This is a genomic window from Brevibacillus sp. FSL L8-0520 (assembly GCF_037963895.1).
Lineage (GTDB): Bacteria > Bacillota > Bacilli > Brevibacillales > Brevibacillaceae > Brevibacillus > Brevibacillus borstelensis.
Genome location: NZ_CP150171.1, coordinates 25001 through 48020 on the forward strand (window position 1 = coordinate 25001; position 23020 = coordinate 48020).

19 protein-coding genes, 1 tRNA gene, 1 rRNA gene and 1 other annotated feature (1 of these 22 only partly in view) are annotated in these 23020 nt (G+C 47.1%); of the genes, 15 read left to right on the forward strand and 6 right to left on the reverse strand.

The window, feature by feature from the left end:
• Positions 1–388 (forward strand): 23S ribosomal RNA (locus NSQ24_RS00100); it begins 2576 nt to the left of the window's first position.
• Positions 389–497: 109 nt separating this feature from the next.
• On the opposite strand, the gene NSQ24_RS00105 is transcribed toward NSQ24_RS00100, so the two are convergent.
• A complete protein-coding gene (locus tag NSQ24_RS00105) occupies positions 498–1496 on the reverse strand; it encodes a YaaC family protein (protein ID WP_039071608.1) in 999 nt (332 codons plus the stop codon).
• 166 nt (positions 1497–1662) lie between these two features.
• Between NSQ24_RS00105 and guaB the strand changes: the two genes are divergently transcribed.
• The 9 genes from guaB to NSQ24_RS00150 all read left to right on the forward strand — a co-directional run bounded on the left by guaB (position 1663) and on the right by NSQ24_RS00150 (position 11423).
• Positions 1663–3123, forward strand: coding sequence for an IMP dehydrogenase (gene guaB, locus NSQ24_RS00110; protein WP_003392661.1), 1461 nt, complete (start codon positions 1663–1665; stop codon positions 3121–3123).
• Between the two features lie 177 nt (positions 3124–3300).
• The gene (locus NSQ24_RS00115) at positions 3301–4620 is read left to right on the forward strand and encodes a D-alanyl-D-alanine carboxypeptidase family protein (protein ID WP_024984188.1); all 1320 of its coding nucleotides are present in this window, start codon (positions 3301–3303) and stop codon (positions 4618–4620) included.
• 101 nt (positions 4621–4721) lie between these two features.
• On the forward strand, positions 4722–5606 hold the full coding sequence (gene pdxS, locus NSQ24_RS00120; RefSeq protein ID WP_003392664.1) for a pyridoxal 5'-phosphate synthase lyase subunit PdxS: 885 nt from the start codon (positions 4722–4724) through the stop codon (positions 5604–5606).
• An 8-nt stretch (positions 5607–5614) separates the two neighbouring features.
• Entirely contained in the window at positions 5615–6193 is a 579-nt protein-coding gene (gene pdxT, locus NSQ24_RS00125) for a pyridoxal 5'-phosphate synthase glutaminase subunit PdxT (protein WP_171505955.1), read from the forward strand.
• A gap of 115 nt (positions 6194–6308) precedes the next feature.
• Positions 6309–6534: a binding site (T-box leader), on the forward strand.
• Positions 6535–6596: 62 nt separating this feature from the next.
• Positions 6597–7877: a serine--tRNA ligase gene (gene serS, locus NSQ24_RS00130; protein ID WP_003392668.1), complete on the forward strand. Its 1281-nt coding sequence runs from the start codon at positions 6597–6599 to the stop codon at positions 7875–7877.
• A 230-nt stretch (positions 7878–8107) separates the two neighbouring features.
• On the forward strand, positions 8108–8263 hold the full coding sequence (locus NSQ24_RS00135; protein ID WP_172920533.1) for a hypothetical protein: 156 nt from the start codon (positions 8108–8110) through the stop codon (positions 8261–8263).
• Between the two features lie 62 nt (positions 8264–8325).
• Positions 8326–9936, forward strand: a complete 1611-nt coding sequence (aceB, locus tag NSQ24_RS00140) for a malate synthase A (RefSeq protein WP_031933540.1) — start codon at positions 8326–8328, stop codon at positions 9934–9936.
• 18 nt (positions 9937–9954) lie between these two features.
• Positions 9955–11235 carry an isocitrate lyase gene (gene aceA / locus NSQ24_RS00145; RefSeq protein ID WP_003392671.1) on the forward strand — a complete coding sequence of 427 codons (1281 nt, stop codon included), beginning with the start codon at positions 9955–9957 and terminating at the stop codon, positions 11233–11235.
• A 111-nt stretch (positions 11236–11346) separates the two neighbouring features.
• Positions 11347–11423, forward strand: a tRNA-Arg gene (locus tag NSQ24_RS00150).
• 650 nt (positions 11424–12073) lie between these two features.
• Here the strand turns inward: NSQ24_RS00150 and istB are convergent.
• The 4 genes from istB to NSQ24_RS00170 all read right to left on the reverse strand — a co-directional run bounded on the left by istB (position 12074) and on the right by NSQ24_RS00170 (position 15434).
• On the reverse strand, positions 12074–12853 hold the full coding sequence (istB, locus tag NSQ24_RS00155) for an IS21-like element helper ATPase IstB (RefSeq protein WP_024985201.1): 780 nt from the start codon (positions 12851–12853) through the stop codon (positions 12074–12076).
• The gene (istA, locus tag NSQ24_RS00160) at positions 12850–14091 is read right to left on the reverse strand and encodes an IS21 family transposase (protein ID WP_024985200.1); all 1242 of its coding nucleotides are present in this window, start codon (positions 14089–14091) and stop codon (positions 12850–12852) included. The genes istB and istA (NSQ24_RS00160) overlap by 4 nt, the downstream gene beginning before the upstream one ends.
• Before the next feature lie 159 nt (positions 14092–14250).
• Positions 14251–14817: an N-acetylmuramoyl-L-alanine amidase gene (locus NSQ24_RS00165; protein WP_339166953.1), complete on the reverse strand. Its 567-nt coding sequence runs from the start codon at positions 14815–14817 to the stop codon at positions 14251–14253.
• A 104-nt stretch (positions 14818–14921) separates the two neighbouring features.
• On the reverse strand, positions 14922–15434 hold the full coding sequence (locus tag NSQ24_RS00170) for a hypothetical protein (protein ID WP_152562278.1): 513 nt from the start codon (positions 15432–15434) through the stop codon (positions 14922–14924).
• Positions 15435–16700: 1266 nt separating this feature from the next.
• On the opposite strand from NSQ24_RS00170, the gene NSQ24_RS00175 reads away from it, so the two are divergent.
• The 3 genes from NSQ24_RS00175 (at position 16701) to NSQ24_RS00185 (ending at position 19153) form a co-directional block, all read left to right on the forward strand.
• Entirely contained in the window at positions 16701–17222 is a 522-nt protein-coding gene (locus tag NSQ24_RS00175) for a sigma-70 family RNA polymerase sigma factor (RefSeq protein ID WP_031933610.1), read from the forward strand.
• Complete coding sequence (locus NSQ24_RS00180; protein WP_031933611.1) at positions 17219–17467, forward strand: helix-turn-helix domain-containing protein; 249 nt, start codon at positions 17219–17221, stop codon at positions 17465–17467. Before NSQ24_RS00175 ends, NSQ24_RS00180 begins: the two co-directional genes overlap by 4 nt.
• A 471-nt stretch (positions 17468–17938) precedes the next feature.
• Positions 17939–19153 carry an IS256 family transposase gene (locus NSQ24_RS00185; RefSeq protein WP_338462527.1) on the forward strand — a complete coding sequence of 405 codons (1215 nt, stop codon included), beginning with the start codon at positions 17939–17941 and terminating at the stop codon, positions 19151–19153.
• A gap of 214 nt (positions 19154–19367) precedes the next feature.
• On the opposite strand, the gene NSQ24_RS00190 is transcribed toward NSQ24_RS00185, so the two are convergent.
• Positions 19368–20828 carry an IS1182 family transposase gene (locus NSQ24_RS00190; protein ID WP_327927883.1) on the reverse strand — a complete coding sequence of 487 codons (1461 nt, stop codon included), beginning with the start codon at positions 20826–20828 and terminating at the stop codon, positions 19368–19370.
• 561 nt (positions 20829–21389) lie between these two features.
• On the opposite strand from NSQ24_RS00190, the gene istA (NSQ24_RS00195) reads away from it, so the two are divergent.
• Positions 21390–22613: an IS21 family transposase gene (gene istA, locus NSQ24_RS00195; RefSeq protein ID WP_024982953.1), complete on the forward strand. Its 1224-nt coding sequence runs from the start codon at positions 21390–21392 to the stop codon at positions 22611–22613.
• Positions 22610–22972 (forward strand): ATP-binding protein, encoded by a 363-nt coding sequence (locus tag NSQ24_RS00200; protein ID WP_339166957.1) that lies wholly within the window; start codon positions 22610–22612, stop codon positions 22970–22972. The genes istA (NSQ24_RS00195) and NSQ24_RS00200 overlap by 4 nt, the downstream gene beginning before the upstream one ends.
• The last annotated feature ends 48 nt before the right edge of the window (positions 22973–23020 follow it).

Here is a 23020-nt window from a genome sequence, read left to right on the forward strand (position 1 = left end):
ATCGCATCCTGGGGCTGAAGTAGGTCCCAAGGGTTGGGCTGTTCGCCCATTAAAGCGGTACGCGAGCTGGGTTCAGAACGTCGTGAGACAGTTCGGTCCCTATCTGTCGCGGGCGCAGGAAGTTTGAGGAGAGCTGTCCTTAGTACGAGAGGACCGGGATGGACGCACCGCTGGTGCACCAGTTGTCACGCCAGTGGCACAGCTGGGTAGCTATGTGCGGAAGGGATAAGCGCTGAAAGCATCTAAGCGTGAAGCCCCCTCCAAGATGAGACTTCCCACAGCGTTAAGCTGGTAAGACCCCTCATAGACGATGAGGTTGATAGGTTCGGTGTGGAAGCGCGGCAACGCGTGGAGCTGACGAATACTAATCGGTCGAGGACTTATCCACACAAATCCTTACAGCATGCATATCCAGTTTTGAAGGCGCGAAGCAAGAAATCTTCCCGGCATGATAGCCGGGAGGATTTTTTCTTATATAGGCGATAAACAACATCTGCTTATTTGACAGCCGGGGTGTTGTTTTTTTGCATATGCCTCATAATAACTGTAGGAAAAACATTTGCATGATGCTCCAGAAAGAAGTCAATTAAAAACTGCTCTGCGTAAGAATGGGACAAAGTAAGTTCGCCCCACCATTCCGTATCATATCTGGACAGCATGCTAAGTACGTACAAAAGCAGATAATGGTTGGCCCACTCCGGAAGAGGAAGGGAGTCGTTATCCCCATTCCAAAAAAACAATGATCGCTCCCGTAAGCAAAAGAGTGGATGTTCGTCTAGGCTGGAAAAGGAAGAGAAGGGAACGACCATGGTTTTGCTTCCGTCACTTGACCACTGGACAGAAGCGAGCATGTCTTGATCGTAGTCAAACCGCTTTACGTATTGCTGGAATGTCTCTGGTGAATAAGCGAGTGGTCCTTTTGAAGCAGCAGGAAAATGAAGACGACAAAATATCGCGTTCGTTCTCGCGTCCGTCTCACTTTTCCAGTCAACAGGGACCCAGGGAGAGATATGTCCAATCGCTGCCTGTAGAGGTCCGTGCATGTCAGCCAGGTATGACATCAATTCCTGAATCCTGTAACGGTCCTGAAGGGGCGATACAGAGAGGAGATGAGCCAGATGGGAAAACAACCCTTCCTTTTGTGGACGAACCTCGTCCCTTAGGAATTGATAACCGTTCTTTTTGACTTTCCTCGTAGTCACACCGTGTTGAAGAACCTTGCTGTTCTGCGGATAGTCAGGATCGATGACGATGAGCCATCCCTTCAACAGATGAATACAGCCGTAGAACAGCAGCAAGGGCTTAATGGACAGGGGTGTCTTCGCGGCCGATTCATAAAACAAGCGTGCTTGTTTCCATGTGTATAGAAAACGCGTGCTTTGTTGAAAAGCGAGTCGCTCAGCCTGCACGATACCTTTGCTGTGATAGTGTTTGTATAAAAAAGCGCGTGCCGCCGGTTCTGTTTCCAGCAAGCGCAAAGAGGACCAGGCATCCATTTCCATCACCTTTCTAACATTCGTGTATGAGAGCGCTTTCTTGTTATTTTTTTTGATTTATCTGGATAATTGCTTAGATAACCGAACATTAAAAGGTTACCTTGACAGTAAATTAAGCCGTTTGTTACACTTGCATAAAACATTTTGGCGAAAGGAGCTCATACCTGTGCGGGAAGACAAATTCGTAAAAGAGGGCTTAACGTTTGATGACGTTCTCCTTGTTCCAGGAAAATCAGAAATTTTGCCTCGTGATGTAGATACATCGACAAGATTGAGCGAAAAGGTCGTCTTGAACATTCCGCTGATCAGCGCGGGAATGGACACGGTAACGGAGTCTGCACTAGCGATTGCAATGGCCAGACAAGGCGGAATCGGGATTATCCATAAAAACATGACAATCGAGCAGCAAGCCAGTGAGGTTGACCGGGTAAAACGCTCTGAAAGCGGAGTCATCACCAACCCGTTTTCCCTCAGTTCGGAGCACACCGTCGCAGACGCGGACGCGTTGATGGGCAAGTACCGCATCTCCGGGGTTCCTATTGTCGACAGCCAAAATCATCTGGTCGGAATTCTTACCAACCGCGACCTTCGTTTCGTTCATGACTTTTCGATTCCGATTAAAGATGTAATGACGAAGGAAAATCTGGTGACAGCTCCAGTAGGGACTACCCTGCAGCAGGCTGAAGCCATTTTGCAAAAATACAAGATCGAGAAGCTCCCGTTGGTGGACGAGCATAATGTGCTAAAGGGCCTGATCACCATCAAGGACATCGAAAAAGCGATTCAGTACCCAAATGCAGCCAAAGACCAGCAGGGACGTCTGCTGTGCGGCGCGGCTGTAGGTGTATCCGCCGATACTTTCGAACGAGCAGAAGCATTGGTGAAGGCGGGCGTTGACGTTCTGGTCGTGGATACAGCGCACGGACACCACATCAACGTCAGCAACGCAGTGAAAAAACTGAGACAAGCATACCCGGATCTCACCATCGTAGCCGGTAACGTAGCGACTGGCGAAGCCACTCGCGATTTGATCGAAGCCGGTGCGTCTGTCGTAAAAGTAGGGATCGGACCCGGATCAATCTGTACGACGCGCGTTGTGGCGGGGATTGGGGTACCGCAAATTACAGCCATTTACGACTGCGCCCGCGTAGCCAGGGAATACAATATTCCAATTATTGCCGATGGCGGGATTAAATACTCCGGTGATTTGCCAAAAGCAATCGGTGCAGGCGCATCAGCGATCATGATCGGCAGCCTGTTTGCCGGAACAGAAGAAAGCCCGGGCGAATTCGAGATCTTCCAAGGCCGCCGCTTCAAGGTATACCGCGGCATGGGCTCCATCGGTGCGATGAAAGCCGGCAGCAAGGATCGCTACTTCCAGGAAAACGCGCAAAAGCTCGTTCCTGAGGGTATCGAAGGCCGCGTACCTTACAAAGGACCATTGGCCGATGTCGTCTATCAACTGATCGGTGGCCTCCGCGCAGGTATGGGCTACTGTGGTACGAAAAACATTCAGGAGCTCATCGACAATTCCCGGTTCATCCGGATTACCGGAGCTGGTTTGCGCGAGAGTCATCCGCACGATGTTCAAATTACAAAAGAAGCGCCAAACTACTCTATTTCGTAGGACTATCGAATCAAAAACCCCTTTCCGTTTGCGAAAGGGGTTTTTTTCTAGCCATTCCTACCGGGAAACTAGTGGAAACAAGCTTCAAGTGGGGTTGCTTTCTATGGTACACTTACAAATGTGTGTCCGTGCCTTTAGTGGCCAAGACCGACAGAAGTGGGAGGGTGAGAGATTCAAATGAAACCGAGAACATGGACGAAGCGATTGACGGGTCTGTTCCTTTCTGTCGCTGTTTTTATCACTGCGTGGGGTTCCATGACAGCAAATGCAGGAGCTGCCCCGCAGGCTGACTTGCAGTTGGTTGCCAGTTCGGCGATTTTAGTGGAGGTTTCTACAGGTAAGGTATTATATAGCCTCAACCCTGACCAACCACTGCCACCTGCCAGCATGAGTAAAATGATGACGGAGTATCTGGTCAATGAAGCGGTAAAACAAAAAAAGATTACCTGGGACGAGAAAGTTCCGGTAAGTGAATATGCGTTTTTTATTGCTAAAATGTCAGATTCGTCGGGTGTTTACTTAAATTTGGGCGAATCACATACCGTAAAAGAACTGTATAAGGCAATGGCGGTGTTGTCAGCAAATGATGCAACTGTCTTGCTGGCTGAAAAAATAGCAGGCAGTGAACAAAACTTTGTAGCTATGATGAATAAAAAAGCCCAAGAACTGGGGATGAAGAACACAAAGTTTCTAACTTCAACAGGATTGCCGGCTGATGAATTAGGTCCCTACTCCATTCAAAGCGACCAAAAAGAAAACCTGATGTCTGCACGGGATTCGGCTATTTTGGCTAGAGCGTTGATCCGGGACTTCCCAGAAGCACTGGAAATAGCAAAAATTCCTCGTTTAACATTCCGGGCAGGTATGCCAAATGAAATAAAAAAGGCAAACTACAACTGGATGCTTCCCGGCCTTCCCAACTATTATGAAGGTGTAGACGGTTTAAAGACAGGGTATACTGCCGCTGCGGGTTATTGCTTTACAGGTACAGCAGTACGAGACAATATGCGTGTCATCAGTGTTGTAATGGGAGCTGGGGGTAAAAACGCAGAAATAACCAAGCGTTTTGTCGAAACGAAAAAACTGCTTGATTACGGCTTCAGCAACTTCAAGCTAACCAAACAACTCGACAAAGGCGTGCCAATCAAGGGGTATGAAACCGCTCCTGTGAAAAACGGCGTGGAGCTGACTGTGCCGGCAGTTACAAGCAATGCGGTAATGACTCTGACAAAAATCGGGTCAGAGAGCAAATTCACCCCAACCGTCACGTTCCAGGAGCTCACTGCTCCATTGAAAAAAGATCAGGTAATCGGAAAGGTAGCCTTTGTAGAAGAGGGAACAAAAGAAACCGACTACCTGCAGCCAGAGGACATGGCCAAGGCTGGAGTCGACCTCGTAGCTGGACAAGAAGTCGAGGAAGGCAGCTGGATCCGCCTGTTCTTCCGCAGCATCATCCAGTTCTTTAGCAATATTTTCAGCAGCTTAACCGGCAAATAAGGTTGTACCCAAAATCAAACTTGGATTACAATGGTGAATATTAAGACAGCCATTACAATGTGATGCAGGCATTACAAGACAATTGGGTAGGGGGCTTAGAAATGGTACAAGTAGGAACTTCCCGCGTTAAAAGAGGTATGGCGGAAATGCAAAAAGGCGGCGTCATCATGGACGTTGTCAATGCGGAACAGGCAAAAATTGCAGAAGCAGCCGGCGCTGTTGCCGTTATGGCACTGGAGCGCGTACCGTCTGATATTCGTGCAGCAGGCGGGGTAGCCCGGATGGCTGATCTGGGTATCGTGGAAGAAGTATTGAATGCTGTATCGATTCCGGTTATGGCAAAAGCTCGGATCGGACATTTCGTCGAAGCTCGCGTTCTCGAATCCATGGGTGTTGACTATCTCGACGAGAGCGAAGTCCTGACTCCTGCTGATGACATGTACCATATCAATAAAAAAGAATTCACTGTCCCGTTTGTCTGTGGCGCACGCGACCTCGGCGAAGCTCTTCGCCGCATCGGTGAAGGCGCGTCCATGATCCGTACCAAAGGTGAGCCAGGTACAGGAAACATCGTGGAAGCTGTTCGTCACATGCGCACCATGCAGTCGCAAATTCGCAAAGTGCAAAGCATGTCCTACGATGAATTGATGGCAGAAGCGAAAAACCTCGGTGCTCCTTACGATCTGCTGGAATACGTACACAAAAACGGCAAGCTGCCAGTGGTCAACTTCGCAGCAGGCGGTGTAGCGACCCCTTCCGATGCGGCTCTGATGATGCAGCTCGGCGCTGATGGCGTATTCGTAGGTTCCGGTATTTTCAAATCGGAAAATCCGGAGAAATTTGCTCGCGCGATCGTAGAAGCAACCACACACTACACTGACTATGAACTGATTGCCCGCGTCTCCAAAGGACTGGGTACAGCTATGCCGGGTCTGGAAATCTCCAAGCTGCGTGAAGCAGACCGCATGCAAGAGCGCGGATGGTAAGGTGACCGATCATGAAAATTGGCGTTCTTTCCTTGCAGGGAGCTGTCGCTGAGCATATCCGCATGCTGGAGGCAGCAGGTGCGACAGCAGTCGCAGTTAAAAAAGTGGACGAGCTTGAAGATCTGGACGGATTGGTCATTCCCGGCGGAGAGAGCACGACCATCAGCAAGCTGATGCATAAATACGGTTTTATCGAAGCGCTGCGCGAGTTTGGCCAAGCCAGAAAACCGATATTCGGTACATGTGCGGGAGCGATTTTGCTCGCCAAACGCATAAACGGCCAAGACGACTGCCATCTCGGATTGATGGATATCAAGGTGGAGCGCAATGCCTTTGGCCGCCAAAAGGAAAGCTTTGAAGTCGAGCTTCCTGTCGCAGGAGTAGCGGCGGATTATCCAGCCGTTTTCATCCGCGCGCCGTATATCATGGAAGTAGGCGAAGCCGGTCAGGTACTTGCCAAGTATGAAGAAAAGATCGTGGCTGCTCGGCAAGGACATTATTTGGCGGCAGCATTCCATCCGGAGTTGACGGAGGATGCACGGTTGCATCAATACTTCGTCGACATGGTGAAGGAATACCGCGGCTGATTGTCCGTAAAAGATGCATGTCCAAAACCGGTACCGATAATGGTGCCGGTTTTTTTCACGATCTTTACACAGGTATAGAACCTGTAGTACAGTTAACAATAGAAGATAACAAACAAGGAACGCGATGAAGAGACTAGTACTTTGCAAGCGCTTGGCCCAGAGAGTCGGTGGCAGGTGAAAACCGACCCAGTCTGCAAGGGAATCCATCTCTGAGTGGCAAAGGATCAACTTTGCCCGGCACCGCCCCGTTACGGCGGATTCAAGCGGGTATATGCCGGGAAACGGAAGCAGGCATATATCAACAAGGGTGGCAACGCGGGTTACCAACACTCGTCCCTTACCATAGGGGACGGGTGTTTTTTCATTGCGTGCAAGAAGAATCAACGATGTTGGAGGGGTATCTATGTTAGACGTAAAAGTGTTGCGCAACGATTTAGACGGAGTAAGACGCCGTTTGGCGGATCGCAATGAGGATATTTCTGCACTGGATCAGTTTGCCGAGGTGGATGAAAAGCGCCGCCAGTTGATCCAGGAAGCGGAAGGCTTGAAGAACAAACGAAATACTGTATCCGAACAGGTAGCGGTATTGAAGCGCAACAAAGAGAACGCTGACCATCTGATCGCAGAGATGAAGGAAGTAAGCGACCGAATCAAGGTGCTGGACGAAGAACTGCGCCAGCTCGATGAACAGCTTGAGCAAATTCTGCTGAGCTTGCCCAACCTTCCTCATGAGAGCGTTCCGGTAGGCACGTCGGAGGATGACAACGTCGTTGCCTGGACGTGGGGCGAGCCAAGAAAGTTTTCTTTTGAGCCCAAACCGCACTGGGAGCTTGGTCAAGAACTGGGCATCATCGACTTCGAAACAGCGGCAAAGGTGACCGGCAGCCGATTTGTTTTCTACAAAGGACTGGGTGCCCGTCTGGAGCGCGCGCTGATGAACTTTATGCTCGATCTGCATACGACGGAGCACGGCTATGAAGAGCTTCTGCCGCCGTATATCGTGAACCGGACAAGCATGACGGGAACAGGTCAATTGCCAAAATTCGAGGAAGACGCATTCAAGCTGGAAGGACCAGATTACTTCCTGATCCCGACAGCAGAGGTGCCGGTAACCAACATGCACCGCGACGAGATCATGGATGGTGCAGAGCTGCCTCGCTACTATGCGGCATACAGCGCTTGTTTCCGTTCGGAAGCGGGATCGGCAGGCCGCGATACGCGCGGACTGATTCGCCAGCATCAATTCAACAAGGTCGAGATGGTGAAGTTCGTCAAGCCGGAAGATTCCTATGAGGAACTGGAAAAGCTGGTGAAAAATGCGGAGAAGATCCTGCAGCTGCTCGGTCTGCCTTACCGTGTCATGAGCATGTGCACCGGCGACCTCGGGTTTACAGCGGCGAAAAAGTACGACCTGGAAGTGTGGATTCCGAGCTACAATACGTACCGGGAGATCTCGTCCTGTTCCAACTTTGAGGATTTCCAGGCGCGTCGGGCCAACATTCGTTTCCGCCGCGACAGCAAATCGAAGCCGGAGTTCGTGCACACATTGAATGGATCGGGACTGGCGATTGGCCGGACAGTTGCCGCGCTGATGGAGAACTATCAGCAGGAGGACGGCACCATCCTGATTCCGGAAGTGCTTCGTCCATATATGGGTGGTCTGGAGAAAATCGCTCCCAAATAATGCAGATCAAAATGATTTCTGGCTATCTAGAAAAGCAGTTTTCTGTTCTAATACAGAAAGCTGCTTTTTTGTCTGCAAAAACAAAGAGTTAAATGAGTGGCGGAATTTTTAGAAAATGTGTTGCACAACAGAAATGACTGTTATATAATAACTTCAAACATTACGAATATTGTATTAATACAGTTGATGGGAGGAGTTAACGATGAATTGTTATCGTTGTGAAGGAAACGGTGAGCAGAATTGTCCCCAGTGCGGCGGCGCCGGGCGCGATGATCACGGGTCAGCATGCCATCACTGCCATGGTGACGGATGTATCTCCTGCAGTCATTGCAGTGGAAGCGGGCTATTGGATTAAAGCCATTTTTTTTGAACCTACTGTACTATAATACACAAAGATTAATTTACCTGTATTATAACGTTTCCTGCACAAGGAGAGGAGGAGATCATATTGACTGCGATTCAAACCAATCAGTACCCGGCAGATGTTTTGATTACAGGCGAAATGCCGCCGCAGTACGCCGATATACTTACGCCGGAAGCGATCTCGTTTCTGATCAAGCTGGAGAGCGCCTTTGGCGGCAGGAGGAGTGAGCTCTTGGAGCTGCGCAGAAAGAAGCAGGAGTTCATCGACTCAGGGCAGCTTCCCGATTTTTTGCCTGAAACAGCCCATATTCGCAACGGCGATTGGAAAGTGAACGATTTGCCGACCGATCTCCAGGACCGGAGAGTGGAGATTACCGGTCCTGCCGGAGACCGAAAAATGGTCATCAATGCGTGCAATTCCGGAGCTCGGGTATTCATGGCTGATTTTGAAGACGCCAATTCTCCCACATGGGCCAATACGATCGAAGGCCAGATCAACATGCGGGATGCCGTAAGGAGAACGATTTCCTATACCAGCCCTGAGGGAAAACAGTACGCCCTCAAGGAGAAAACAGCCGTACTGATTGTAAGGCCGCGCGGTTGGCATTTGGATGAAAAGCACATAAGGCTTCACGGAAACCCGATGTCCGGCAGCTTGTTCGATTTTGGCCTTTATTTCTTCCATAATGCCCGGATATTGCTCGATTCGGGAAGCGGCCCCTATTTTTATCTGCCCAAGCTGGAAAATCATCTGGAAGCGAGGCTCTGGAACGACGTCTTTTGCTTTGCCCAGGATGAGTTGGGCATACCGCGAGGCACTATCAAGGCAACGGTTTTGATCGAGACGATTTTGGCCGCCTTTGAAATGGAAGAAATCCTGTACGAGCTGAGAGAACACAGTGCAGGGCTAAACTGCGGCCGCTGGGATTACATCTTCAGCTACATCAAAAAGCTGCGGAACCGGCCCGATGTGATTGTGCCTGACCGGTCAACGGTGACTATGACGGTGCCCTTTATGCGGGCGTACACGACACTGGCGGTCAAGACCTGCCACAGGCGGGGAGCACCATGCATCGGCGGGATGGCCGCACAAATTCCGGTAAAAAACGACCCGGCAAAAAACGAGGAAGCGCTGGCAAAAGTGAAAGCAGACAAAGAGCGGGAGGCGTACGACGGACACGATGGAAGCTGGGTGGCCCACCCCGGACTGGTTCCGGTGGCGATGGAAGTCTTTAATCGCCTGATGCCGGAAGCAAACCAGATCTGGTATAAGCGCGAGGACGTCCATGTAACTGCCGCTGACCTGCTGGCCGTACCGGAAGGCCAGATCACCGAAGAAGGAGTCCGCACCAACATCAGGGTAGGGATTCAGTACATCGAGGCATGGCTTCGCGGCTATGGCGCCGTGCCGATCAACAACCTGATGGAAGACGCCGCAACAGCGGAAATTTCCCGCGCTCAGGTGTGGCAATGGATCAAGCACCGCCGGGGTGTTTTGCCGGATGGCCGTAAGATTACGACTGCTTTGGTCACCCAGTGGCTGAGCGAAGAGCTGCAAACCTTGAAACAGCAAATCGGCCAGGAACGGTACGAAACCGGCAAATACAAGCTGGCAGGGGAATTGTTCCTCCAGCTGGTGACGGCCGACGAGTTTTCCGAGTTTTTGACCGTTCCAGGCTATGCCTATCTTGATTAAAAAAAGGGAGTGGGAGAAATGAACAAACAAGAGGCTATTCGACAATTAGAGGAAAGCTGGAAGACAGACCGGTTTAAAGGGGTGCAGCGTCCGTATACGGCGGAAGATGTAGTCAGACTGCGGGGCTCGGTCCAAATCGAGCATACGCTTGCCCGGATCGGGGCAGAGCGGCTGTGGCAGTTGCTCAACACGGAGCATCACATCAAGGCGCTTGGCGCTTTGACCGGGAATCAGGCGATCCAGCAAGTAAAAGCGGGATTGAAAGCCATCTATCTAAGCGGCTGGCAAGTAGCCGCCGACGCCAATCTGGCCGGACAGATGTACCCGGACCAGAGCCTGTACCCGGCAAACAGTGTCCCACAGGTGGTCAAACGGATCAATCAGGCACTGCAGCGGGCAGATCAGATCCAACAGTCCGAAGGGACGGGCGACACCTATTGGTTTGCACCCATCGTGGCAGATGCGGAAGCCGGCTTTGGCGGACCGCTCAACGTCTTTGAGCTGATGAAAGGCATGATCGAAGCGGGAGCATCGGGTGTACACTTTGAGGATCAGCTCGCATCAGAGAAAAAATGCGGCCATATGGGCGGCAAGGTACTGATTCCGACACAGGCGGCCATTCGCAACCTGGTAGCGGCCCGTTTCGCGGCGGATGTCATGGGTGTGCCGACCGTGATCGTAGCCCGGACCGATGCAAACGGAGCGTTTTTGATCACAAGTGACATCGACGACAGCGACAAGCCGTTTTTGACCGGGGAGCGGACACCAGAGGGCTTCTTCCGAATGAGAGGCGGACTCGATGCCGCGATCGCCCGCGGACTCAGCTATGCTCCATACGCCGATTTGATCTGGTGCGAAACGTCTGAGCCGAACCTCGAGGAAGCACGCCGTTTTGCCGAAGCGATTCACGCCAAATACCCTGGCAAATTGCTGGCTTACAACTGCTCGCCGTCCTTCAACTGGAAGAAGAAGCTGGATGAAGCAGACATCGCCCGTTTCCAAAACGAGCTGGGCGATATGGGCTACAAGTTCCAGTTTGTCACGCTGGCCGGCTTCCACGCCCTCAACTACAGCATGTTTGAACTGGCACGGGGCTATCGCGACCGCGGCATGGCTGCTTACTCTGAGCTGCAGCAAGCGGAGTTTGCGAGCGAGGCGTACGGCTACACGGCTACGCGCCACCAGCGGGAGGTAGGCACCGGGTATTTTGATGAGGTCGCGCAGGTAATTGCAGGAGGCACATCGTCGACGACGGCATTGACTGGTTCTACTGAGGAAGAGCAGTTTACTCACCATTAAGGTGTTTAATTAAAGTAAATAAAAAGGGAAAGGACCAGGGATAAGCTCTCTGGTCCTTCGTTTGCAAAATGCGCGAAATCGCCCTATAATAGAAGGAGTGTAAACGAATATGTCCCCGTAGCTCAGCAGGATAGAGCGTCAGTTTCCTAAACTGTAGGTCGGAGGTTCGAATCCTCTCGGGGACGCCATTGGAAAAGTAGAAATGGCGCGGGTCTTAGTCGGATGGCTAACCGCGCCATTCTTCTGTAAGTGCCTGTTTGCAAACATTTTACAAACTTTTATTAAACTAAAGTGCATGTTGGTACATTACAACTGAACGGCTGAACCCGAAAGGATGTAATTTGTAGAAGATACCGGAACAACTGATAAAATACAAGTATCCCTGTCTACGGAAGACAAACATAACCGGTAATTTAAGCCCTCCTACGGATGTAATAGTCTATGATTATTCTTCATTATGATATCTCCAGTTGGTTGTTTAGCTTTACTGTCAACATTAGATACCTTGGACCGATTCTTTCAACTTAAATATTGGTATAACCGAAAACTTTGGTGTGATTGATTGGATACTTAGAAAGGAACTGTCCACCCGATGTAAAGACTAGTTGCGAAAGCCAAATATATGGATCGGTTTTATAATCGTCGGAGAAATGATACCACCCTCGAACGCTATTGGAAATTTAAAAGATGTAAAGTGACTTAGATGTAGAGCGGTTATGTATGTCAACTGCAAATGAAAATTCCCCATTATCTGCACTCGAATTTTCCCCATTATAGGCAATAGGTTTGTCTGAATGATGCCCCCTCTGAGGGGGGCGGGTGGCGACCAAAATTCCGTTTATTCTGTTTTATCTTCGGTTGACTCGGGTCGAAAGAAACCTGCTTTTTTCTTCTCCTTTATGCGATAACTTTCCCCTTTAATGTTGATCGTGTGGGAGTGATGCAATAATCGATCAAGGATGGCTGTAGCAAGTACTGTATCCCCAAATATCTCTCCCCACGAACCATAGGATTTGTTCGAAGTAAGGATAATTGAGCCGGATTCATAACGTTCTGATACAATTTGAAAGAAAAAGTGAGCTGCGGTTTCATCCATTTTGCGATATCCAATTTCATCAATGATGAGTACATTCGGTTTTATAAATGCTCGCATTTTTTGTTTGATGCTATTGTTTTGATGAGCAATCTGGAGCGTCTGAACCAAATCATGAGCAGTTGTAAAGTAAACCGTCAACCCTTGTTTGATAGCTTCGAGAGCCAAAGCAACAGACAAGTGAGTCTTGCCGACCCCTGGCGGACCAAGTAAAATGAGATTCTCTTGTTGTTGTACAAACCGGAGGGTTGCCAAATCACGAATCCGTCTTTCATCAATGGAGGGCTGGAAACTGAAATCGAATTGCTCCAACGTTTTATGGTAGGGTAAATGAGCCAATCGCGTTTTCATGCGGATAAACCGATCCCTCTTGGCCATGATTTCTTCTTGCAAAAGCTTGTCCAAGAACTCCAAATACGATATATTCTGAGCAGCAGCTTCTTCTGCGTGGTGGTGAATAATTTCCGGGATTCGTACCCATCCCATCTGTACAAAGGCTTCTTCTAAACGGGCCTGGAGTATCATTGTACGATTACCTCCTCGTCAGCAAACTGCTCATAGACAGACAAATCACGTTCCACCACTTCGGGGCTTGGATTGGGAACCAAACGCGGCATAGGTTGGGGAGCCTTCGCGCCAATTTGGTTTTGAATCCCCTCGAAGTGTTTTTTATTGGTTATGACTTGCTTGGTACGAGTAGCTTTAGGATGTTCAGCGATGATCATGTTGCCCTGATAGATCCGGATATGGCCATTCTGGAGATCTTGTACTTCTACCGTATGACCTACATAAACATAGGGGACTGAATACCGGCTTCCTCCGTAAGAAACGAGTGAATCATTCGATACTCTTCGAGTATGGCGTTCTACCTCTTCGAATGGGATCGGGTTAAGTGGCTTCAACTGTTCGTGTTTCCATCGATCTACTGGTTTTTCATGCGTGGTGCCGTGTACCCGTACATTAGCCACCGTATCCAACCAATGACGTACTTGCTGATTCAAGTCACGAAGGCTGGTAAACGTCTGCACCCGAGGCCAAAAGTTCTTGCGAACATATCCTACTCCATTTTCCACTTTCCCTTTTGTTCGTGCACGGTAGGGAGCGCAGCGTCGCAGCGTAAGACCGTGATGGCTTGCAAACTGGGAAAATCGTTCATTCCACAATACATGCCCTTGATCGTCGTAACCGACAATGACGGTTTTCATATTGTCATACAAGCATGTTTCCGGTCTGCCGCCAAAGTATTGCATGGCACGCAAGTGGCAGCCGATGAGGGTATCAAGCCGTTCATTCTCTGTAAATTCCACATACAACATTCTCGAGTATCCCAAAACCATGACAAAGGCGTACAGCCGTTTATATCCACCATTCCACTCTACCTTAAAATGTCCCCAGTCTACTTGCGCTTGCTTTCCGGGTGCCGTTTCATAACGGAGCGTTGCCTTGGTCTTAACAACCGGGCGCAATGGTTCCATGAATGAGCGAAGGAGCCGAATTTGCCCTGGATAACCTTGGGCTTTGATCTCATCAAACAAAACGACAGCATTGAAGCAGCCTTCTTCCATTCTCGCTTTGATATAGGGTTTAAATGGATCGAGAATGCTTGTTTTTTTAACAGATCGTTGGTATTTCGAAGGCTCATCCTTTTTCAGCCACTTACGAATTGTTTTTCGATCCCTCCCTAATGAATCAGCAATTTGTGTGATATTCATTCCTCTTTGTCTCATGTCTTTGATCAAGTAAAACTCCCCATTCTTAAGCATATTTTCTCTCCTCCAGGGAGAGATTTTCTGCCGAAAGTGGGGAATTTTCAAGTGCCGTTATTGAGGATTTTAACAGTGCCGTTCACATGTAAATTAATTCGTAAAGAGAGCGAAAAAAAAGGTGAAGTGACTGTATTGGTCACTTCACCCATATATTTATTAATCAATTTCTCGGAAGTAGTCGTAAAGACCAGCGACAATTGCGAATGCCGCTCGCTCAACTTCCTCATCATCATCGTACCAGGATTGGTTGATCTTTCCGGTTTCAATTAATGCTTTTGCTCCAGCAACCTTAGTATCCCTCAATATTGCAAGGTCAGCCTCACCATACCCTGTATTACCCATAAAGGTTGCGTATTTTCTTGCAAGATTTTCAGCCAAAATCTTGGAAGCTTTTCCTTTCTCGGGATAAAGGACACCAACTCGGCTAATCAACCGCTCAGTATTTACATGAATACTAAGCAATACGTCAATACCCTTACCGGAGTACCTTTCATTAATGTATTTTACCCGCTTGTTGATATCGTCATCTAAATTTTTACCACCAAAGTCCTTATCACGAGTACGAGTCATGCAGACGGTTGCCCCTTCTTCTTCAAGCAGGTTTTCGAGAGCTTTACTAATCTTCAGAGTACAATCTTTTTCTTGTCGACCTTTATATGTCTTACCAGAAAATTCGCCGCCATGTCCTGGGTCGATAAGAATCTTTTTTCCACTCAAATCCATTTGAACTCCACCTTTATAAATGAGATAAAGTAATCTGGCCAGAAATTACTTTTCGTATATATAAAGTGAAGTTTCTAGTGATTTTACAACCCGGGATGAGTGTTTTATTTTTTTCTTATACTCTGGTAGTAATCCTCAATTTTCTTTTCAAACGTTTCCACCTTGCTAAAATCAATATTTTCTAACTTTGCTTTACCTCCCTCAAGATCACTTTTATCATAGTATGTTGTTTCTATAGTATCTTTCCATTCTTGGAGCAAATCCCCAATTCTGGTGGAATTCTGAGATAGGTAAATACCTTGTTGGTTATTTTGCACCTCGCTAAGCAAAGAGAAGACCTGTCTAAACTTATATGCTACGTTGTGAAGAGAGTCATTCCCCAAAATGCTATCAATGCTCATGGAATATCCATATATCTCAACTAGTTTCTCATCAATTTTCTTAAATGTTTGACTGTTCACATTCTCTGATCTGAGCATATCCTCAACTTCTTGGGAAGAAGTCAGTAATAGGAACAAATTGTGACCTACTGTAGATTCCAACTTTAACTCTAGATGCCTTTTGTCGTGGTGAAGGCTAAAAATATAAACGAATAAAACGAGGATTATTGCCCCCACTGTAAGCGCCATCTTTCTTATGATAATCAACTCCTTAAAAATGGATTTTTAACGTGGGTTAATCTACATGATGACCATGCAAGAGTGATTATATATTTTTTTCGATTGCCACATCAACTGAGATTTGAACTATTTACCAAAAATTGTTACTGCTAAACGGGTGTATTTTATGAGTTTAAGAGATTCCAGACTGGAGAGGTTATCAGAAAGAAGATAAGCCCTTCTCCATAAGAGGGGCCTTTCTGTGCAAACATTGCAAACCCAATTGCAAACCAACTTTACGGAATGAAAGGGAAGTTATCGGATTGAAACCGAGTCAAAATTTAACTGTAGCAAGGGTTTTGATAGACTCTCAGGTACTCATCGGCATAGTCCGGAATGGACGGTGTATAATTCCTAAACTGTAGGTCGGAGGTTCGAATCCTCTCGGGGACGCCATTGGAAAACCGCATTGTGCGCGGTTTTTTTATTTTACAATCGTGTTTTCCCACGAGACTATGAGTCACTTTGGATTATGTTGAAACCATCTTGACCTACTTTTGAAACAGAACTGAGAAGCCTTTTTCCCAAACCCATGATAATCTTGTACTGTAAGCAAAATATGGAAATCCACCCGGAATCAATCCGAGTGGCTTTTTTGTTTTCTTACCATCCGATATCTGGCTTTCTCGCTTATACGATTCAATGGGATGGTGATGCTTTCAAAGGTGACTTTATTTGTTAAATACTGAGCGTAAAAAGTAACTGTAAGCTTATCAACGATTGAGAGTCTTTTTACGTTAAATGTAAAACATTCCTGTTTTTATGCACATCTAAATTGAGAGTTGTAGAGGAATGGGTGAGGTATAGGTAGCAATTCTGGACCTGTTGGACGTAGATCCATCCAAGATAAGCGCTTCTTTTAATTTCATAGCCGAATTGAATGAAGGAGATGACATTGAAGATCAGGAAAACTGGTAAAAGGCAAACCCGAACCTTGGCCTTACGCTAAAGCCGGAAACTCTGAATGAGGAATGGGAGTCACGCAAGCACATTCCAAAAGAGCGGTCAGACTGCATCACAAAGAGGTTCAACATCTTTGTCAAACCTGATGCAGGAATCCATCCTTTCATTATATAAACCATAAATTTAAGTCGAGCTGAATAAATTGGTTGAAAATATCGAAATATGTACAATAATCAAGAACGAAAGTGCCTGTTAATGATGGGAATAGATTGATTCATCATGGAAAGCCTCAACTTCCCACTAAAAAGGAGGCTTTGAATTTTGGAAATCAATTTATTAAGGGATAATGCAATCCGAAACAATAAAGTCATCAAATTATTTTTGGAAATACCTGAGAACAAAAGTTTATATGATCAAGTAATTGAATCAAAACATAATGAGAATGCACTGAAAGAACTCAATAAACGCTTTGTTGACTTTTACTTGGAGATCAGACTTGTAAAATACATTTCGACCATAATTCATAACTCTGTAATCGAGTTGGATTTACGAAGTAGTAAAAAAGAAAAATCCCTATTGCCATATGATGAGACGATACACGACAAGCATTTCTCTACTACGAACACAGCCCAAGACACAATTCTCGACAATAAAATACCTATCGAATGTTTCAAATCACTTACTAAAAAAGAAAAAAACATCATCTATTTTATTTTTTATAAGGAGCTAAAAGAAGCAGAGATCGCACGGTACTTAAACATCTCTCAACAGGCAGTTTCAAAAACAAAGCGGAGGGCACTACAAAAGATCAGAGAAGAACTGAAGAAGGAGGAACAACGATGAAATTACTTCAATTGGTAAGTCGAGCAAAGGAACGTGACGATGAAGCGATGATGGTGATAATTCAAATGTTCGAACCAAAAATCAGGAAATCTCTGAGCGGAATAAATTACGATGTGAGAGAGGATTACAGACAAGAAGTGTGTATAAGGATCATTAGAGGGGTTAGAAAATACAACCTTGAAAAAAAACCAGATCTTATAGATTACATCAATGGGTTAAAAAATAGACGGATAGAAAAGGCTTAATAAAAAATCTCTGTTAAACAAAATCCGCCGTTTTATACGGGATAATCCAAGGTATGAAAAGGTTGAAATCGAAGTGCCATTTATGGATTTTGGCGATTTCCGACTTATCTATGGTAAGGGAGTAGTAACTCGAGTTAAAACTCGAAATGGCTGGATTCCAATCGAATAAAAATCCACAAAACAAAGAATGCTCGGGATAATATCCGGGCATTCTTTGTTTTGTGTGAACGATATAAAATAACCTATGCTATTGTGCAGAAAATACATTATGAATTTTTAACTCAGGATTATTTACTATTTCATAAACAACAGTTTCCTCAGTACTATAGCCATATAGTTTAAATAGATTTCCAGAGAGATAATGTCACCGCCGGGTTAAAATTGACCCAGGTTCGCCGAGTCTGTAAAATATTTTGTGTAAACTCTCAACCTCTAAACTACAATTAGGAGTAGAAAGGTTGGGAGATTTTTATGATGTCAAAAGAGCAGATCAAGCAGTGGATCAAAGAGAAAAACATGAAGTCAGTGGACGACGTACAGTCAGCGTTAAAGGATCTATTCGCAGACACAATCCAAGAAATGCTGGAAGCTGAAATCGAGTCTTCTCTTGGATACGCCAAGCATGACATGAAAAACAAGCGGACAACCAACAGCCGCAATGGGTATAGCAAGAAAACCGTCCGTTCTGAGTACGGGGATGTCGACATCCAAGTCCCTCGAGATCGAGAGGGTGATTTTGAGCCAAACATTGTAAAGAAACATCAGTCCAACGTGACAGGGATCGAAGATCAAATTCTTGCCCTCTATGCCAAAGGCGTATCCACACGCGATATCCAAGACCATCTGCAGCAGCTCTATGGCATCGAAGTCTCACCAACGCTCATATCGAATGTAACCAATAAGATTGTACCGATGATCAAAGAGTGGCAAAATCGCCCCTTGCAAGCGGTTTATGCTGTTGTTTTCCTTGACGCCATCCACTTTAAGGTAAAACAGGACGGAGCTATCGTCAATAAAGCAGCCTATATGGTAATTGGTATTGACCTTGACGGTCATAAAGATGTGCTTGGGATCTGGATTGGGGAGAATGAATCGGCAAAATTCTGGCTGCATGTACTCAATGAACTGAAAAATCGTGGGGTCCAGGATATTCTTATTACAAGCGTCGATAACCTTCGTGGCTTTACAGAAGCCATTTCAGCATGTTATCCGAAAACGGAGATTCAGAAGTGTGTCATCCATCAAATCCGAAATTCCATCAAATATGTTTCCTATAAGGATCTCAAAAAGATCACGTCCGAGCTAAAACCCATCTATAAAGCTCCAACGGAGCAAGCCGCGTTGGAAGAGCTTGAGCAGTTTGAACAAACCTGGGGCAGTAAATATCCCTTGATGGTTCGTTCCTGGCGGAATAACTGGGACGAGATCGCCACTTTCTTTAAATATCCTCCCGAGATTCGAAAGCTGATCTATACAACTAACGTCATCGAGAGTTATCATCGACAGCTTCGAAAGGTGACAAAGGGAAAAGCCATGTTTCCCACAGACGATGCCCTTTTGAAGATGTTATATCTCGTAACCATGGATGTTCTGCGAAAATGGACGGGACGAGTCCAGAACTGGGGCCAGATTCTCTTACAGCTATCCGTTTTCTTTGAAGATCGGGTACAGCCGTACATCCGTTAGCAAATGAAAGGCTTCATCCCCGAAGGGATTATCTTTCTCTCCACCAACGCGTCAAGGGTTCGCTTCGCCTCACGCCCTTGACTCTATTGGCTCCGAAAAAGATGTCCCAATTAGGAGAGGCCTGCAAAATACCTCTTTTGAGGTTTGCGGATCGGGTAACCCACACTATTTTTTACAAAAAAGGACTTTAACGAAAAATGCAGCCCATTCTCCTTTAAGAGGCGGGCTGCATTTTTTCTGCCAATTTTATCATCCGTTTTACATTTACGACGAAAGTCGTAAGTATTGCCTGTATTCGCATACGAAAGAGACCACGGTACTTGGCCTTGGTCATCCCATGATACCTTTTTAATTCAGCATTTTTGTGCTCAATAATCGATCTGCGACGAATACGTTCTTTGAACGTATCGCTGTTTTCAAACTCGATTTGCGCCTTGTAGGTTTCCGCCACGATCCGGATGGAGTAGGTCTTGCTCTTCGCTCCTGGTTTGAAACAGCCTTCCCTAAGTGGGCATGTCTTACATTTCTCCGTATCGAAGTAGAAAACGAGAGAACGACTTTTGCCACTCTTGCTTCCTTGGACAGCCTTTCGGATACTATGTTGTCCTGCCGGACAAATAACAAAGTCTGCATCCTTGTTGTACTCAAAACCTTCTTGCCTTAGCCCTCCGTTATGTACGATTGGGTTTAGTGGGACGACGGGTTGAATCTTCTTGGCTTTCATCTCGTCCAAGTTATCTTTACCCGAATATGCGGTGTCAGCAATCACTTCTTGTACTTCTATTCCTACGTCAAGCGATTGGTTCAAAAGTTGTTTGAATTGTTTTCCGTCATCCGTACTTCCTCCGGTGACCTCCACAGCCGTAATGATTTCTTCTTCGGTCATGGCAATATGCTCTTTGTAGCCAAAAAAGGATTTCGTATTACTCTTCCATCCAAAGCGTGCATCTGGATCAATGGCCGACATAATACCTTTATTGGCGAGGAGACGTTCGTCTTCCACGATGGCCTTGGCGATCTTGACCTTCTCCGAGATGGAACCCTCATGATCGGGTAACAAAGTCTCGACAGTCTCTCCAAGTTCCGCCAAGTAGTGAAGCATGATCTTCTCAGCATCCTCTTGATCTTTCTTCAACTCCGGTAACCGTGGGAGTTTCTTTTCGAGTTTTGGATGCTTTTTCACCACAACACGGAATAAGCGCTTCGCCGCATCCCGCAGTACTTCAAGCGGCTTTTGTTTTTGTGAAGCTGCCAGTGTATGGGTGGAATCCATGATGATCGTCTTTGACTTCACAAGTCCTTTTTCGATGCACTGACGTACAACTGATTTAAGCACCTCATCCACGGCTCCGGCCCCTAACCGATGATTACGAAAGCGGGATAATTGAGAGGGGTCAGGAAGGGGATCTTCTGGATTTAAACCTAAAAACCACTTATAAGCGAGGTTTACCTGCGTTTCCTGAATGATGCGTTCATCCGAAAGATTGTAGAGAACTTGTAAAAACAATAGACGAAACAGGAGTTCGGGTTCGTTAGCAGGTCTTCCGTAATGCTCACAATAAGAGGAACGAACCAACTCATGAATGAATGTGAAATCTACGATTTCATTGATTTTACGTAAAGGGTGATCCGCGGGAATTAGTTTATATAATTCGGCATGGAAGGATGCCGTGATTTGTTTAGAGGGCTGTAGCAATGGTTCCAACTCTTTCGTTTTCTTTTCATTGTACAACAAACCCAGTGTCGAAGGGGCATTGGGTTTCAGCCTGTTGAAAACCTACTGTTTCGGAGGAGAAGCATGTTTCCAGGCGGAGCGACTGGCGGAGTCCAGCCAAGCGGAACAGCGAGCCCGGGGAAACAGAAGCGCAATCTATGAGTAAACCCCGGAGCTGCGCGCCGTTTTGCGCTTCCCCCGGGATCGCTGTGGAGCGGACAGTTTCACATCCTTGCAGGACGTAGACCGGAGCGCAGATCGGAAACATGCTTCTCCCCACTACAGCTACATTCTCGATACTTAAAACCCCAGTACCTAAGGGCACTAGGGTTACGGTTTACAGATATTAGGTGGACTTTTGCAGGACTCTCCAATTAGGGGGATGAAACCTGTTCATATATCGGTTGATTGAGTTTACACAAAAATCTTGACAGACCCGGTTCGCCGGAATGAAAATGACCCACCCCTGTAGAATACCTCTCTCTGAAATTACCGACCAAAGTAGCTTCAGAGGGGAGACATATGCTAAGGAGTGGGACTGTGATCAGATTACACGAACTTCAAGTGAGCGGCAAGAGTATCCGCGAAATCACAAGGGAAACGGGTCATTCCCGTAATACCATACGAAAATACCTCCGCGCAGAAGGAATTCCGGAACCTCGTCCGCGTAAGAAGAGAGTCTCAAAACTCGATCCGTTCAAAGCCTTGCTGGATCTATACCTCGAAAAGGGAATTTTCAATTGTGAAGTGCTGCTGCGTCTCTTGAAAGAGCGAGGTTACACGGGGGGCATTACGATCATCAAGGACTATGTGAAGCCCCGTCGACCTCCAAAACAGGCACCTGCGGTGCAACGCTATGAGACAAAAGCCGGACACCAAGCCCAAGTGGACTGGAAGATTTGCGAGTACATCGATTTAAACGGTGAAGTGCGTAAAATCCCCGTTTTTACGATGGTGTTGGGTTACTCCCGAGCGATGTACATCGAATTTACAAAGCGCTGTGACATCCACAGTTTCTTACGCTGCTTGATGAACGGTTTGGAATACTTCGGCGGTGTTCCAAAGACCATGCTAACCGACCAAATGAAGACCGTTATTCTTGGCATGGGCGATGATCGAAAGCCGAGATGGCATCCGTTGTTTGAAGATTTTGCTGCGGCTATCGGCTTGATCCCCAAAGTTTGCCGCGTACGACGTCCCCAAACGAAAGGAAAGGTCGAGAGAAGCGTTCAGTTCATCGAGCAGAACTTCATGCCAGGGCGATCATTCACCGATCTTGGTGACCTAAATCGCCAAGCCAGACACTGGTGCGATGAGCAAAACCGTCGTATCCACGGTACAACTGGGGAAAGACCGATCGATCGCTTGGCACAAGAGAAGCTCGGTATGCTTCCGTCTCCGGAACGATGGGCAAAGTACCGGTTTGAACCGAGGAAAGTAAGCCGTGACGGATTTGTGAGCTACGACGGCGTTCGTTATGGCGTTCCATGGCGGTATAGCGGACGTGAAGTAAAGGTACGAGAGGTAAACAGATTCGTCGAAATATACTGCGAGAAGCAGCTCATCGCCCGGCACGAGAAGCAGTACCAATCCCGAAGGCTAGTGATGTGTGAGGACCAATACACGAATTTGAGTACAGCTCAGGGATATGCTTATCCAAAGCCGCAAGGCGTTCAGATTCCTGTACAAGACGTGGAAGTGCGTCCGTTGGACGTGTATGAACGTCTTGTGGAGGTGGGCGCATGATTGAGCTCGAACAAGCCCGCCAGCGTCTGGAGGAACTTGGTTTGGGTCAAGCCGCCCAATCGCTTGATGCCAAGCTGGAAGCTGCCAGCCGGAGCCAAAGCACGTATCTCTCTTTCCTCAATGATCTACTGGACGCTGAGATTCAGGATCGCCAGCGCCGAAATGTAGAGGTCCGCATGAAGCTGTCTCACCTCCCTTATCGGCGTACGCTCAACGAATTCGACTTCTCGTTTCAACCGGGGATTGATGAACGACTGATTCGTGAACTGGCTGCGCTGACGTTCGTTGGGAGGCAAGAAAACGTGTTGTTTCTCGGGCCTCCCGGCGTGGGGAAAACGCATTTTGTGTTTTGCAAGTAGAAAATGCTCAGCTTTGCAGCCAAAATTGCCTAAGCACTTGCCAGCCGT

Excerpts from the sequence above, each read along its gene's own strand:
- istA (WP_024985200.1), bottom strand. The coding sequence starts at position 14,091 with ATGCTTAAGAATGGGGAGTTTTACTTGATCAAAGACATGAGACAAAGA.
- istA (WP_024982953.1), top strand. The coding sequence starts at position 21,390 with ATGCTAAGGAGTGGGACTGTGATCAGATTACACGAACTTCAAGTGAGC.
- NSQ24_RS00115 (WP_024984188.1), top strand. The coding sequence starts at position 3,301 with ATGAAACCGAGAACATGGACGAAGCGATTGACGGGTCTGTTCCTTTCT.
- serS (WP_003392668.1), top strand. The coding sequence starts at position 6,597 with ATGTTAGACGTAAAAGTGTTGCGCAACGATTTAGACGGAGTAAGACGC.
- istB (WP_024985201.1), bottom strand. The coding sequence starts at position 12,853 with ATGATACTCCAGGCCCGTTTAGAAGAAGCCTTTGTACAGATGGGATGG.
- NSQ24_RS00180 (WP_031933611.1), top strand. The coding sequence starts at position 17,219 with ATGAAATTACTTCAATTGGTAAGTCGAGCAAAGGAACGTGACGATGAA.
- NSQ24_RS00165 (WP_339166953.1), bottom strand. The coding sequence starts at position 14,817 with ATGGATTTGAGTGGAAAAAAGATTCTTATCGACCCAGGACATGGCGGC.
- NSQ24_RS00185 (WP_338462527.1), top strand. The coding sequence starts at position 17,939 with ATGATGTCAAAAGAGCAGATCAAGCAGTGGATCAAAGAGAAAAACATG.
- NSQ24_RS00105 (WP_039071608.1), bottom strand. The coding sequence starts at position 1,496 with ATGGATGCCTGGTCCTCTTTGCGCTTGCTGGAAACAGAACCGGCGGCA.
- aceA (WP_003392671.1), top strand. The coding sequence starts at position 9,955 with ATGAACAAACAAGAGGCTATTCGACAATTAGAGGAAAGCTGGAAGACA.
- pdxS (WP_003392664.1), top strand. The coding sequence starts at position 4,722 with ATGGTACAAGTAGGAACTTCCCGCGTTAAAAGAGGTATGGCGGAAATG.
- NSQ24_RS00200 (WP_339166957.1), top strand. The coding sequence starts at position 22,610 with ATGATTGAGCTCGAACAAGCCCGCCAGCGTCTGGAGGAACTTGGTTTG.